The organism is Microbacterium sp. F2E (assembly GCF_020905435.1).
GTDB lineage: Bacteria > Actinomycetota > Actinomycetes > Actinomycetales > Microbacteriaceae > Microbacterium > Microbacterium lacticum.
The window spans coordinates 108192-121785 of the sequence record NZ_JAJJIB010000010.1; the positions used below are offsets into that span (position 1 = coordinate 108192).

Here is a 13594-nt window from a genome sequence, read left to right on the forward strand (position 1 = left end):
GAGCGCGCCATGCTCGACCCCGCGGACATCGTCCGCTTCTCCGACACGCCCGCGCCGGAGGGCGCGAGCCCGTGGGTGGGCGGCGCCGCCCCCGCGAGGGACATCGAGATCGTGCCGCCCGACCCCGCCTGGCCGGAGCGGTTCGCCGCGCTCGAGACGAGGATCCGTGCCGCGCTCGGCGAGCGGGTGCTCGCCCTCGAGCATGTCGGATCGACCTCCGTTCCGGGTTTTGCGGCCAAGCCGATCATCGACATCGACCTCACCGTCGCTGACGGGGCGGATGAGCCGGCCTACCTGCCCGCGCTCGAGGCGGCGGGGTTCACGCTCCGCGTGCGCGAGCCGTGGTGGTACGGCCACCGGCTGCTCGGTGCCGACGATCCGCGCGCGTTCGTGCACGTGTGGTCTCCGGACACCCCCGAACCCGTCCGTCACGTGATCTTCCGAGACTGGCTCCGCGGCCACCCGGACGACCGGGCGGAGTACGCCGCTGCCAAGCACGCCGCGGCGGAGGCGGCGAACGCGCACGGCGAGGACATGATGTCGTACAACGACCGCAAGCAGGACGTGATCCGCGCGATCTACGCCCGCGCGTTCCGCGCGGCCGGGCTTCTCGGGTGAGCAGAGCCGGAACTCGCCTACCCTGAAGGGGATGGCACATCTGCTCGGAGGCGAGAACCTCCACCTCGAATTCCCCACCCGCGTCGTCTTCGACTCCGTCTCGCTCGGTGTCGACGAGGGCGACCGCATCGGCATCGTGGGGCGCAACGGCGACGGCAAGTCGAGCCTGCTCGCGATGCTCTCCGGGCGTCTCGAGCCCGACGGCGGCCGGGTCACGGTCCGCGGCGGGGTGCGGGTGGGCGTGCTCGATCAGGGTGACACCCTCGACGACGCGCTGACGGTCGCGCAGACCGTCGTCGGCGACCGTCCCGAGCACGAGTGGGCGGGGGATGCCACGGTGCGCAGCGTCATCGCGGGACTCGTCGGTGACCTCGACTGGGATGGCCCGGTCGCGGGCCTGTCGGGCGGTCAGCGCCGCCGCGTCGCGCTCGCGCGGCTGCTCGCGGGCGATTGGGACGTGCTCGCCCTCGACGAGCCGACGAACCACCTCGACGTCGAGGCGATCGCGTGGCTCGCCGAGCACCTGAAGACCCGGTGGTCGCGGAACGCCGGGGCGCTCCTGGTCGTGACGCACGACCGGTGGTTCCTCGACGAGGTGTGCACGACGACGTGGGAGGTGCACGACCGCATCGTCGAGCCCTTCGAGGGCGGCTACGCGGCGTACATCCTGCAGCGGGTCGAGCGCGACCGGCAGGCGGCGGTCATCGAGCAGCGGCGGCAGAACCTGGCCCGCAAGGAGCTCGCCTGGCTGCGCCGCGGCGCGCCGGCACGGACGGCCAAGCCCAAGTTCCGCATCGACGCCGCGAACGTGCTGATCGAGGATGTCCCGGAGATCCGCGACAAGGTATCGCTGCAGTCGCTCGCCGTCTCGCGTCTCGGCAAGGATGTCGTCGACCTGCTCGACGCCGGCGTCTCCTACGGCGGCCGCGACGTGCTGAAGGACATCGAGTGGCGCATCGCGCCGGGGGAGCGCACCGGCATCCTGGGCGTCAACGGCGCCGGCAAGTCGACGCTCCTCGGGCTCGTCGCGGGGACGGTCGCCCCCACGAGCGGACGGGTGAAGCGCGGCTCGACGGTGAAGGTCGCGACTCTCACCCAGCGCATGGACGAGCTCGATCAGCACCTGAACGATCCCGTGCGCGTCGTGATCTCGGGGCTGCGGACGAGTTACACGATCGGGGCGGGGTCGAAGGCGACGGAGCTCACCCCCGGGCAGCTGCTCGAGCGCATGGGGTTCTCGTCGGCGCAGCTGTCGACGCCGGTGAAGGATCTCTCCGGCGGGCAGCAGCGTCGGCTGCAGCTGCTGCTGATCCTCCTCGACCAGCCGAACGTGCTGATCCTCGACGAGCCGACGAACGACCTCGACACCGACATGCTCGCCGCGATCGAAGACCTCCTCGACTCGTGGGCGGGGACGCTCCTCGTGGTCAGTCACGATCGGTACTTCCTCGAACGGGTCACCGACCAGCAGTACGCCGTGCTCCCGGGGCAGGACGGGGGTGGGCGCCTGCGGCACCTCCCCGGCGGCATCGACGAGTATCTGCGGCTGCGCGAGCGGGAGCGGGCGACGGCGGGCGCCGGGTGTGGCTCCGGCGCGGGGTCCGGCGCCGGCGCGGGATCGCCCGCGTCACCGGCATCCGCGGGACCCGCCCTCAGCGGCGCGGATCTGCGCGCGGCGCAGAAGGAGATCGCCGCGGCCGAGCGGCGCATCGAGAAGCTCACCGCGCAGGCCGACGCCGCGCGCACGGCGCTCGCCGAGCACGACCAGTCCGACTACGTGGGCCTCGGCGAGAAGATGGCGCGGATCGGCGAGCTGGATGCCGAGGTCGCGGCTCTCGAGGAGCGCTGGTTCGCCCTCACCGAGCAGATCGGCTGACCGGGGCGTGTCTAGGCTGGTCGTGTGACTGTCACGACCCGCCGCCTGGCCGACCTCCGCATCGACGACCACACCGTTACGCTGCCGCTCGTCTGGGGTGATCCGACCGACGCGCGCACGATCGACGTGCACGCCGCCGTCGTCACCCGCGAGGGCGGCGACGACCTGCCGTACCTGGTGTTTCTGCAGGGCGGCCCGGGGTTCGAGGCTCCGCCCGCGTTCCATGCGCCGACCTCGCCGAGCTGGCTCGACGGCGCGCTCGCCCACTACCGGGTCGTGCTGCTCGATCAGCGCGGCACCGGGGCATCCACCCCGTTCGGCGACGACGATCTGGCCCGCGGGGCGGAGGGCGTCGCCGAGTATGTGACGCACCTGCGCGCCGACGCGATCGTGGCGGATGCCGAGGCGGTGCGCGAGAGCCTGGGCGTGGAGACCTGGAGCGTGCTCGGCCAGTCGTTCGGCGGCTTCACGATCCTGCATTACCTGAGCACGCACGCCGACTCGCTCGATGACGTGTACATCACGGGTGGGCTCAGCGCCGTGGGCCGGCATCCCGACGAGGTCTATGCGCTGACCTATGACAAGATGCGGGATGCTTCGGAGCGCTACTACCGGCGCTTCCCCGGTCACCGCGACGCGATGCGGGAGCGACTCGACCTCGCCGCCTCGGGCGGGATCGTGCTGCCGGGCGGCGAGGTGGTGTCGGTGTCTCGCCTGCGCTCGCTCGGCATGCTGCTGGGGACGAACGACGGGTGGCAGACCCTTTATGGGCTGCTCGAGACGGATCCGCGCAGCAACGCGTTCCGCTACGACCTCGCCAGGGCGCTGCCGTTCTCGGCGCGGAACCCCCTGTACTTCCTCTTCCACGAGTCCAGCTACGCGGACGGTCACGCGACGCGCTGGTCGGCCGACCGCGTCGAGCCGGACGACTTCCTGGCCGACCCGACGCTTCTGACGGGTGAGCACGTGCGCCGCGACTGGTTCGACACCGTGCCGGGCATGCAGCCGTGGCGCGACGCGGCGCTCCGCGTGGCTGACGTCGAATGGCCGCGCCTCTACGACGCCGACGCACTCGAGGCATCCGGTGCCCGCGGCGCGGCCGCCGTCTACGTCAACGACGTGTACGTGCCCGTCGAGTTCTCTCTCGAGACCGTGCGGCTACTTCCCGGCGTCACCCCGTGGATCACGAGCGAGCACGAGCACAACGGCCTGCGCGCCGGCGACGTGCTGCCGCGCCTCATCGACCTCGCCCACGGCCGTCGCGTGCGCTGAGCCTGCGCGCCTTCCCCCGTTCGGGGGTCGCTTGGCGCCGTTATCGCCCGCGAGTTCCGGCGCGAGCCGCCCCGCGAACCCGGGCTCAGGCGTCGAAGCCCAGCGAAAGCTTGCGCAGCAGGCCCGCGAGTCGTTCGCGGTCTGTGCGCGAGAGCACGCCCAGCAGCTCCGCTTCGGCGTCGACGAGGCGGGTGATCGCGGCATCCACCCGCGTCTTCCCGTCGTCGGTCAGGGTCACGAGCACGCTGCGCCCGTCGGCCGGGTCGGCCTCACGGCGCACGAGCCGGCGCCCGACGAGACGGTCGATGCGGTTGGTCATCGTGCCGCTCGAGACCAGTGTCTGCTGCAGCAGCTGCTTCGGGCTCAGCTGGTACGGCTCACCCGCCCGGCGGAGCGCCGACAGCACGTCCCACTCCCAGGGCTCGAGGTCGCTGCGGCGGAACGCCTCGCGCCGCGCCCGGTCGAGGTGCCGCGACAGCCGGTCGACGCGCGAGAGCACCTCGAGAGGCGAGAAGTCCAGGTCGGGCCGCTGGGTCACCCACGCGCCGACGATGCGGTCGACTTCGTCGTGTTCGGTGGCCATCCGTTCATTATCGCGGGTTCGCCGCCCGAACCGCGGCCGTGCGTTCGTGCGTTCCGGCGACGGCACGGCGCGCCCGTCCGGCTCGGGCGCGCGCGAGTTCAATGGCAGACTGGACGGGTCCGCGCCCGCGGACGTTCCGCCGTGGTGTAACGGCAGCACGACAGCCTTTGGAGCTGTGAGGACCAGGTTCGAATCCTGGCGGCGGAGCATGACGAACACCCTGGATGCCTCGTTGGCTGTCGTGATCCTCGCCGCCGGTCAGGGCACGCGCATGCGCTCGTCCCTCCCGAAGGTGCTGCACCGCATCGGCGGTCGCCCCCTCGTCGGCCATGTGCTCGACACGGCGCGCGACCTCGCCCCGGGCCACGTGCTCGTCGTCGTGCGCCACGAGCGCGATCAGGTCGCCGAGGCCGTCACCGGCATCTCGCCGGAGGTCGTCGTCGTCGACCAGGACGAGACCCCGGGCACTGGGCGGGCCGTCGAGGTCGCCCTCGCCGCGGTGCCCGACTTCGACGGCGACGTGCTCGTGCTCTCCGGTGACGTGCCGCTGCTCGATGCCGCGACGCTCGAGGGCCTCGTCGCCGACCACCGCGCCTCGCACGCCGCCGTGACACTGCTGTCGGCCGTGCTCGATGACGCGACCGGCTACGGCCGCATCATCCGCGGGGTCGATGGCACCGTCGAGCGCATCGTCGAGCAGAAGGATGCCTCGGCCGCCGAAGCCGCCGTCACCGAGATCAACGCGGGCGTCTACGTCTTCCAGGCGCCCGTGCTGCGTGCACAGCTCGCGCGCGTGGGCACCGACAACGCTCAGGGGGAGAAGTACCTCACCGACGTCATCGGGCTCGCCCGCGGCGAGGGGCTCGCCGTCGCGGCGTCCGTCGTCGGTGACGTGTCGCTCACGCTGGGCGTCAACGATCGGGCCCAGCTCGCCGAGGTCGGCCGGCTGCTCAACGCCCGTACGGTGCGGCGCTGGCAGCTCGAGGGCGCGACCATCCAAGACCCCGCGACGACCTGGATCGACGTCACCGCGACCCTCGCCCCCGACGTCACGGTGCTGCCGAACACGCACATCCTGCGGGCCACCGCCGTGGCCTCCGGCGCGACGATCGGCCCCGACACGACCCTCGAGGACTGCGAGGTGGGGGAGGGTGCCACCGTCCGCCGCGCCGACGCGACCCTCGCCGTCATCGGCGCGGGCGCGACCGTGGGGCCGTTCGCGTACCTGCGCCCCGGCACCATCCTCGACGCGCGCGGAAAGATCGGCACGTTCGTCGAGACGAAGAACTCCACCATCGGCGAGGGCAGCAAGGTGCCGCACCTGTCGTACATCGGCGACACCACGATCGGCCGCGGCGTCAACCTCGGCGCGGGCGCGATCACCGCCAACTACGACGACGTCGCCAAGCACCGCACCGAGATCGGCGACGAGGTGCACTCCGGCTCGCACAACGTGTTCGTCGCGCCGGTTAGGATCGGAGATGGCGCCAAGACCGGTGCCGGTGCGGTGATCCGCAAGGATGTCCCGCCCGGAGCTCTCGCCTTGAGTGTCGCCCCCCAGCGAAACGTCGAGGGGTGGGTCGAGAATCACCGATCGGGGACCGCCGCGGCAGACGCCGCGGCACGGGCCCGGTCCGCACAGGAACAGGGCGATGACGCGCAAGAAGAAGGTTGACCTCGACGTCGAGCGAGGGATCGCGCCGGGACTGGTCGCCAAGACCAAGAAGCGTCTCGTCGTCGCGAGCGGCAGCTCGCACCCGGCTCTCTCCGAAGAGGTGGCCCTCGCGCTCGGCACCGAGCTCGTGCCCACCGAGCACCGCACCTTCGCCTCGGGCGAGATCCTGACCCGCTTCGAGGTCTCGATCCGCGGCTGCGACGCGTTCATCATCCAGTCGTTCGGCCCCCCGGTGAACGAGTGGCTCATGGAGCTGCTCATCATGCTGGATGCCGCCAAGCGGGCATCCGCCAAGCGCATCACCGTCGTGGCGCCCTACTATCCGTACTCGCGGCAGGACAAGAAGGGGCGCGGGCGCGAGCCGATCTCGGCGCGCCTCGTCGCCGACCTGCTGAAGACGGCGGGCGCCGACCGCGTGATGAGCGTCGACCTGCACGCGGCGCAGATCCAGGGCTTCTTCGACGGCCCGGTCGATCACCTGTTCGCCAAGCCGGTGCTGCTGGAGTACTTCCAGCGCACCCTGAGCCCCGAAGACCGGGAGAAGCTCACCGTCGTCTCGCCCGACACCGGCCGCGTGCGCGTCGCCGACCAGTGGTCGGACTCGCTCGGCGCGCCGCTCGCGATCATCCACAAGCGCCGCGACCCGAACGTGGCCAACCAGATCACCGTGAACGAGATCGTCGGACACGTCGCCGGCCGCGTGTGCCTCCTCGTCGATGACATGATCGACACCGGCGGCACGATCGTCAAGGCTGCGCAGGCGCTGAAGGCGAACGGCGCCGAGCGCGTCATCGTCGCCGCGACGCACGCGATCTTCAGCGACCCGGCCGTCGAGCGCCTGCAGGACGACGCGATCGACGAGGTCGTCGTCACCGACACGATCCCGCTCCCGCCCGAGAAGCGCTTCGACGCGCTCACCGTGCTGCCGATCGCGCCGCTCCTCGCCCGCGCGATCAAAGAGGTCTTCGAGGACGGGTCGGTCACAAGCATGTTCGGCGGCGACGCCTGACCGCTGCGCCGGCAGGCCGTCCGCATCGGATGCTGTAGATTCACGCTATGGCCGACATCCTCACCGACGCCCAGCTCACCGTCGCGCGGCCCTACGCGCTCGACGCCGCCGAGGTGCGTGAGGCGCTGCGCGTCGGCGCGGACGGACTGACGGCCGACGAGGCCGCGGCGCGCCGCGAGATCGCCGGACCGAACCTCCTGCCGGAGGCGAAGCGCACACCCGGCTGGCTGCGCTTCCTGTCCCACTTCAACGACACCCTCATCTACATCCTGCTGGCCGCCGCGGCCATCAAAGCGGTCATGGGGGACTGGCTCGACTTCTGGGTCATCATGGCCGTCGCGGTCATCAACGCGGTCATCGGCTACGTGCAGGAGGGGCGGGCCGAGAAGGCGCTGGCCGGCATCCGCGGCATGCTCTCGGCCGATGCCACCGTCCGCCGCGACGGCACGTGGACGACGATCGCCGCCGCCGATCTCGTGCCGGGCGACGTCGTGCGGCTCATGCCGGGCGACAAGGTGCCCGCCGACGTGCGGCTCGTCGAGGCGACGCAGCTGCGCATCGACGAAGCCGCCCTCACGGGCGAGTCGGTGCCGTCGTCCAAGCAGACGGCATCCGTCGCCTCCGACGCCGGTGTCGGCGACCGTGCCTCGATGGCCTTCTCGGGCACGATCGTCTCGGCCGGTCAGGGCATCGGTGTCGTCACCGGCACGGGAGCGGCCACCGAGATCGGCAAGATCCAGGCGCTCGTCGGCGAGGCGGGATCGCTCGACACGCCGCTGACGAAGCAGCTCGACGGCTTCGGCAAGGTGCTGACCCTCGTCATCCTCGGCATGGCGCTGGTCATGATGCTGATCGGCCGGTACCTGCACCAGATGCCGATGCCCGAACTGATCTCGGCGACGATCGGCTTCGCCGTCGCGGCGATCCCCGAGGGACTTCCGGCGCTCGTCACGATCACGCTCGCGATCGGCGTGCAGCAGATGGCGCGGCGCAACGCCATCACCCGCAAGCTCCCCGCCGTCGAGGCGCTCGGGTCGGTCACGACGGTGTGCTCGGACAAGACCGGGACGCTCACGAAGAACGAGATGACGGTCCGCCGCATCGTGACCCCCGTCGGCCGCTACGAGGTCTCCGGGCTCGGCTACCAGCCCGACGGCGGCATCACCCCGGCCGGCGGTCGCGACCTCGCGGCGATCCTCGCCGTCGCGGACCTCTGCAACGACGCCGAGCTCTCACCCGACGGCGAGGGCGGCTGGCGCCTGGTCGGCGAGCCCACCGAGGGGGCGCTCAAGGTCGCGGCGATGAAGGGCGGGGTGACGGATGCCGGGACGAAGCGCCTCGCGGTCATGCCGTTCGACTCCGCGAACAAGTTCATGGCGACCCTCAACGAGGCCGGCGACGGCGCCCGCGTGATCCTCGTCAAGGGTGCGCCCGACCGACTGCTGGACCGGTCGCTGACACAGCGCGGCGGCGACGGCTCCGAGCCGGTGGACCGATCGTTCTGGGAAGCGGCGATCGACGAGCTCAGCGGCCAGGGACTGCGTGTCCTCGCCGCCGCCCGCAAGCCCACGCGTGACGACGAGCTGAGCGAGAGCGACCTGGTGGACCTGGAGTTCCTGGGGCTCTGGGGCATCGTCGACCCGCCGCGCCCCGAGGCGATCGAGGCGATCGCGGACTGCCATGCCGCCGGCATCCGCGTGAAGATGATCACCGGCGACCACGCCGGCACGGCCGTCGCCATCAGCCGCGAGATGGGACTGCTCCCCGCGGCCGGCTCCGTAGGCGACGCCGAGGTGCGCGTCCTCACCGGCGCCGAGCTCGAGGCGCTCAGCCAGGAGCAGCTGAAGGCGGTCGTCCGGGACGTCGACGTCTACGCCCGCACGAGCCCGGAGCACAAGATCCGCATCGTCCGGGCGCTGCAGGCACACCACGAGGTCGTCGCGATGACGGGCGACGGCGTCAACGACGCGCCCGCCCTCACGCGCGCCGATGTCGGAGTGGCGATGGGCATCAAGGGCACCGAGGCCACGAAGGAGGCGGCCGAGATCGTCCTAGCCGACGACAACTTCGCCACAATCCGCAGCGCCATCGCCGAGGGGCGGCGCATCTACGACAACCTGCGCAAGTCGGTCGTCTTCCTGCTGCCGACCAACGGTGCGCAGTCGCTCGTGATCCTCGTCGCGGTGCTGTTCGGGCTCACGCTGCCGCTCACCCCGGTGCAGGTGCTGTGGGTCAACATGGTCACCGCCGTGACCCTGTCGCTCGCCCTCGCGTACGAGCCGGCCGAGCGCGGCATCATGACCCGTCCACCGCGCGCTCCGGGCGGGTCGATCATCTCCGGACGCGAACTCGGGTTCGTCCTCGTGGTGTCGCTGCTCATCGGCGGCGCGACGCTCGCCGTGTTCGGCATCTCGCTCGCGCGGGGCGCCGACCTCGACGTGGCCCGCACGGAGGCCGTCACGATGCTCGCGCTCGGGCAGCTGGCGTATCTGCTGAACTGCCGGTTCCTCGCGCGGACCTCGCTCACCGCCGATGTGCTGCGGGGCAACCCGGTGATCTGGTGGTCGGCGCTCGTGCTGATCGTGCTGCAGGCCGGCTACATCTACCTGCCGTTCATGAACGACCTCTTCGCCTCGGAGCCGGTGGACCTCGTGGGCTGGCTGCTGCCGATCGGGATGTCGGTTCTGGTGTTCCTCCTCGTCGAGGCGCTCAAAGCGCTGCGTCGCGGCCCCACCGCCGCGCCCGCACTCAATGCAAACGCATAGGTCTTCCCGAGCCTTCACCGCCGCCACGCGGGTTAGCGTGGAACGCGACCGGCCGCCGGATGCCGGGCCGACCCTCACCGCAGGGCACGACAGAAGGAGGACCATCATGATCCGCACCACCGCCGTCCCCGCCACCCGCCGCACGCGCGCCTCGGCCCGCGCGGGCATCGCCGCCGCATCCGTGCTCGGGGTCATCACACTCGCCGGCTGCGCCTCGGCCGCCGACGCGGAGGAGAGCGCGTCGACCCAGACCGACGCGGCAACGCCCGCCGCGACCGCGTCGGCGGGGGAGCAGAGCGGCACCGGCTCGACGGGCGGGGCGACCGACGGCGCGTACGCCGACGGCACCTACACCGCCGACGGCTCGTATGCGACACCCGAATCGGTCGAGACGATCACGGTGACCGTGACACTCGAGGATGACGTCATCACGGACGTCGAGGTCACCGGCAACCCCACCAAGCGGGAGTCCGAGCAGTATCAGAGCAAGTTCATCGGGGGCATCTCCGCGGAGGTCGTCGGCAAGAACATCGACGAGATCTCGGTCTCGCGCGTCGCCGGCTCCTCGCTGACCAGCGGCGGGTTCAACGAGGCGATTCAGGCGATCAAGGCCGAAGCGGCCGCGTGATGCACGCCGCGGGGCAACCGGTGACGACCTCCGCCGAGGCGGGGGCGTCGGCGGCCGGGGCGGGGGACCGCGCACCGGCGGGGGCCGCGCCCGCGGGGGAACGGCCGCGGCAGCGCTGGGAGTTCGCCGCCATCGGCACGGTGTGGCGCATCGACACCGCCGAGCCCCTGGACGCCGCCGCCCGCACCGCGGTCACCGCGCTGATCGACGCCTTCGACCGCGACTGGTCGCGCTTCCGCTCCGACTCCCTCGTCACCCGGCTCGCCGCCGGCGGAACGGCAGACGCGCCGGCCGCGGATGCCGTGGCCATGCTCGACCTGTTCGCCGCGGCATCCGCCGCCACCGACGGCGGCGTGAACCCTCTCATCGGCGACGCGCTCGCGCGCCGCGGCTACGACGCCGGGTACGGGTTCGTCGATCGCGGCGCGGAGCCCGCCCCCGCCGCGTGGCGCGACCTGCTGCGCTGGGACGACGGCATCCTGACCCTTTGCGCACCGGCGACGATCGACGTCGGCGCGCTCGGCAAGGGACGACTCGTCGACCTCGTGCTCGCCGAGGTGCCCCGCCGGGTCGTCGGCGCGGTGACCGTCGACGCGAGTGGTGACATCGCCGTGGCCGGTGCCACCGAGCGCATCGCGCTGGAGCATCCGTACGATCCGACGCGCGCGATCGGCGTGTGGGAGGTGCGCGACGCCGCCCTGTGCGCCTCCGCGACGGGGCGTCGCGCGTGGCCGGGAGCGGACGGGGCCGGGCTGCACCATGTGCTCGACGCCCGCACCGGCGAGCCGGTGCGCACGATCGCGGCCACGTGGGCGCGTGCCGCGGACGCGATGACCGCCGACGCGGTCGCGACGACGCTGTTCTTCGACGGCGGTCCCCGCTTCGCGGCCGAGCGCGACGCGCAGTGGGTGCGGATGACGACCGACGGCCGCGTGGAGTGGTCGCCCGGCAGTACGGCAGAGTTGTTCCTGTGATGTCTTCCCTCACCGTCGTCTGGAACCGCGTCTTCGCCGTCGTCGGGCGGGTCTCGATGTACCGGCTCGTCGTGCTGGCCCTCGCCGCCCTCGCCGCCATCGCGTTCGCGCTGTCGTTCTTCGGCCTCGCCGGCCCCACGCCGGGGGAGCTCCTGGCCGCGCTGGCAGTGCTGGCGGCGGCGTGCGCGGCGACGGATGCCGTGGCCCACCGCATCCTCGGCACTCCCTGGCGCTGGGAGTCCTCGCTCATCACGACGCTCATCCTGCTGTTCGTGCTGCGGCCGACCCTCGAGCCGCTGGGCCTCGTGGGGCTCGCTGTCGCCGGGGTCGTGGCGTCGGCATCCAAGTACCTGCTCGCCTGGCAGGGCCGGCACATCTTCAACCCCGCGGCGGTCGGCGCGGCGGTCCTCACGGTGCTGAGCGTCTGGCTGCCCGATCTCGGATCGTCGTCGTGGTGGGTCGGGACGCCGAGCCTCGCCGCGCCCGTCATCATCCTGGGGCTCGTCGTGCTGGTGCGCACCGAGAAGGTGCGTGTCGTGGCGGTGTTCGTCCTCATCGCGTGCGCCGTCGCATTCGTGCGCACCTCGGTGCAGTACCAGCAGGTGGGGCTCGAGCTCGACGGTGCCACCGTGTTCTGGCAGATCCTGTGGTCTTCGCCCTTCCTCTTCCTCGGGGCGTTCATGCTCTCCGAGCCGCTGACGCTCCCGCCCCGGCGCTGGCAGCAGTTCACCGTCGCGGCCCTCGTCGGCGTGCTGGCCGGCTGGCCGATCGACGTCGGGGAGGTGAGCCTCGGGCAGGAGCGCGCGCTGCTCATCGGCAACCTGCTCGCGTTCGCCTTCGCGGTGCGCACCGCCGTCCGGCTGACCTACCTCGGCCGCATCCCGCTGACCCCGACGGTTCGCGAGCTCGCGTTCCGCGCCGAACGGCGGTTCCGTTTCGTCGCGGGGCAGTATCTCGAGCTCGAGGTGCCGCACCCGCATCCCGACGCGCGCGGCACGCGGCGGGAGTTCTCCATCGTGTCGGCGCCGGAGGAGCTGCCCGAGGTGCGCATCGCGCTGCGGGAGGGTTCGCAGTCGAGCTACAAGAAGGCCCTCGCCGCCGTCGAACCCGGGCAGACGCTCGCGGTGACGGGCGTGTGGGGCGACTTCGTGCTGCCCACGCGGCCGATGGCGCCCGTGCTGATGGTGGCGGCCGGCATCGGCGTGACGCCCTTCGTCTCGCAGCTGCGGCACCAGCGGCTGTCGGGGGAGGACCGCGACATCGTCTTCGTCTACGTCGCCTCGGATGCCGAGGAGCTCGCCTTCCGCCAGGATCTGGAGGACGCCGGCATCCCCGTCATCGTGTTCACCCGCAACGAGCCGGCCACCCTCCCGCCGCACTGGCGCTGGGCCAAGGGCGTGCGCCTGGACGCCGACGGCCTGCTGCAGGCGGTCCCCGACATCGGGGCGCGTCACGCCTTCATCTCCGGCCCGCCCGGACTCATCGCCGACCTCGCTCCCGCGCTGGAGCGGGCGCGCTCCCTCACGACCGACGCGTTCTCCGGCTACTGAGCCGCCCCGGCCTGGCCACCCCCGCGACGTGGTCACATCGTCGCCGGAAAGAGGTGTCGTGATCGACGGCTTCGGGCGCCGTGAGGTGGTCGTTTGCGCCACTTGTTTGCGCGCTGGGTGGGATAGGTGTCGCGATCGACGGCTTCGGGCGGGATGAGGTGGCCGTTTGCGCCACCTGTCTGCGCTGGGTGGGATAGGTGTCGTGATCGACCACTTCGGGCGGGGTGAGGGGGCCTTGACCCTCGATCGTGGACACGGTGTCGGTTCGGTTATGCCGCTTCCGCGAGGGTAGCGGACGTGGTCTCCGCGTAGGCGGTCTCGTAGTTGTTCGGGGTGATCTGGCCGATCGTGGAGTGGCGTCGGCGGGTGTTGTAGCGGTTCGCCCATCGGAACACGGTCCGGTAGGCGGTGGCCTGGTCCGGGAACGCCGCCTGCCCTTCGAGGAGCTCCCGCTTGAGTGTGGCGTTGAAGCTCTCCGCGAGTGAGTTGTCGGCGCTCGTGCCCACCGCACCCATGGACTGGACGACGGTGAGCTGCTCGCAGAGGGCTGCGTAGGCCTTCGAGGCGTAGACGCTGCCGTGGTCGCTGTGGAAGATCGCGCCGGCCAGCGTCCCGCGGTCACGGGCCGCAGCGCGCAGGGCGTC

Annotated in this window: 11 protein-coding genes and 1 tRNA gene; 10 read left to right on the forward strand and 2 right to left on the reverse strand. The window is 71.8% G+C overall.

Going from position 1 to position 13594, the window contains the following annotated elements:
* Positions 1-9: 9 nt before the first annotated feature.
* From LOK55_RS09515 to LOK55_RS09525, 3 genes are read left to right on the forward strand one after another with little or no spacing between them, the layout of a single operon-like run.
* Positions 10-618, forward strand: a complete 609-nt coding sequence (locus LOK55_RS09515; protein ID WP_229935191.1) for a GrpB family protein — start codon at positions 10-12, stop codon at positions 616-618.
* A gap of 31 nt (positions 619-649) precedes the next feature.
* Positions 650-2494 carry an ABC-F family ATP-binding cassette domain-containing protein gene (locus tag LOK55_RS09520; protein WP_229935192.1) on the forward strand — a complete coding sequence of 615 codons (1845 nt, stop codon included), beginning with the start codon at positions 650-652 and terminating at the stop codon, positions 2492-2494.
* Between the two features lie 24 nt (positions 2495-2518).
* Complete coding sequence (locus tag LOK55_RS09525) at positions 2519-3766, forward strand: alpha/beta fold hydrolase (RefSeq protein ID WP_229935193.1); 1248 nt, start codon at positions 2519-2521, stop codon at positions 3764-3766.
* A gap of 85 nt (positions 3767-3851) precedes the next feature.
* Here LOK55_RS09525 and LOK55_RS09530 read toward each other — a convergent pair whose 3' ends face one another.
* Positions 3852-4349 (reverse strand): MarR family winged helix-turn-helix transcriptional regulator, encoded by a 498-nt coding sequence (locus LOK55_RS09530; RefSeq protein ID WP_229935194.1) that lies wholly within the window; start codon positions 4347-4349, stop codon positions 3852-3854.
* 135 nt (positions 4350-4484) lie between these two features.
* Between LOK55_RS09530 and LOK55_RS09535 the strand changes: the two genes are divergently transcribed.
* The 7 genes from LOK55_RS09535 (at position 4485) to LOK55_RS09565 (ending at position 12950) form a co-directional block, all read left to right on the forward strand.
* A tRNA-Gln gene (locus LOK55_RS09535) sits at positions 4485-4556 on the forward strand.
* Position 4557: 1 nt separating this feature from the next.
* Positions 4558-6024, forward strand: coding sequence for a bifunctional UDP-N-acetylglucosamine diphosphorylase/glucosamine-1-phosphate N-acetyltransferase GlmU (gene glmU / locus LOK55_RS09540; RefSeq protein ID WP_229935195.1), 1467 nt, complete (start codon positions 4558-4560; stop codon positions 6022-6024).
* Positions 6002-7033, forward strand: a complete 1032-nt coding sequence (locus LOK55_RS09545) for a ribose-phosphate diphosphokinase (RefSeq protein ID WP_229935196.1) — start codon at positions 6002-6004, stop codon at positions 7031-7033. Before glmU ends, LOK55_RS09545 begins: the two co-directional genes overlap by 23 nt.
* Before the next feature lie 47 nt (positions 7034-7080).
* Positions 7081-9798, forward strand: a complete 2718-nt coding sequence (locus tag LOK55_RS09550) for an HAD-IC family P-type ATPase (protein WP_229935197.1) — start codon at positions 7081-7083, stop codon at positions 9796-9798.
* Between the two features lie 106 nt (positions 9799-9904).
* Positions 9905-10426, forward strand: a complete 522-nt coding sequence (locus tag LOK55_RS09555; RefSeq protein ID WP_229935198.1) for an FMN-binding protein — start codon at positions 9905-9907, stop codon at positions 10424-10426.
* Positions 10427-10446: 20 nt separating this feature from the next.
* A complete protein-coding gene (locus LOK55_RS09560; RefSeq protein WP_374107644.1) occupies positions 10447-11400 on the forward strand; it encodes an FAD:protein FMN transferase in 954 nt (317 codons plus the stop codon).
* On the forward strand, positions 11400-12950 hold the full coding sequence (locus tag LOK55_RS09565) for an FAD-dependent oxidoreductase (RefSeq protein WP_229935206.1): 1551 nt from the start codon (positions 11400-11402) through the stop codon (positions 12948-12950). The genes LOK55_RS09560 and LOK55_RS09565 overlap by 1 nt, the downstream gene beginning before the upstream one ends.
* A 269-nt stretch (positions 12951-13219) precedes the next feature.
* Here LOK55_RS09565 and LOK55_RS09570 read toward each other — a convergent pair.
* Positions 13220-13594 (reverse strand): integrase core domain-containing protein (locus tag LOK55_RS09570; RefSeq protein WP_229935199.1); only part of this gene is annotated, 375 nt, incomplete at its 5' end.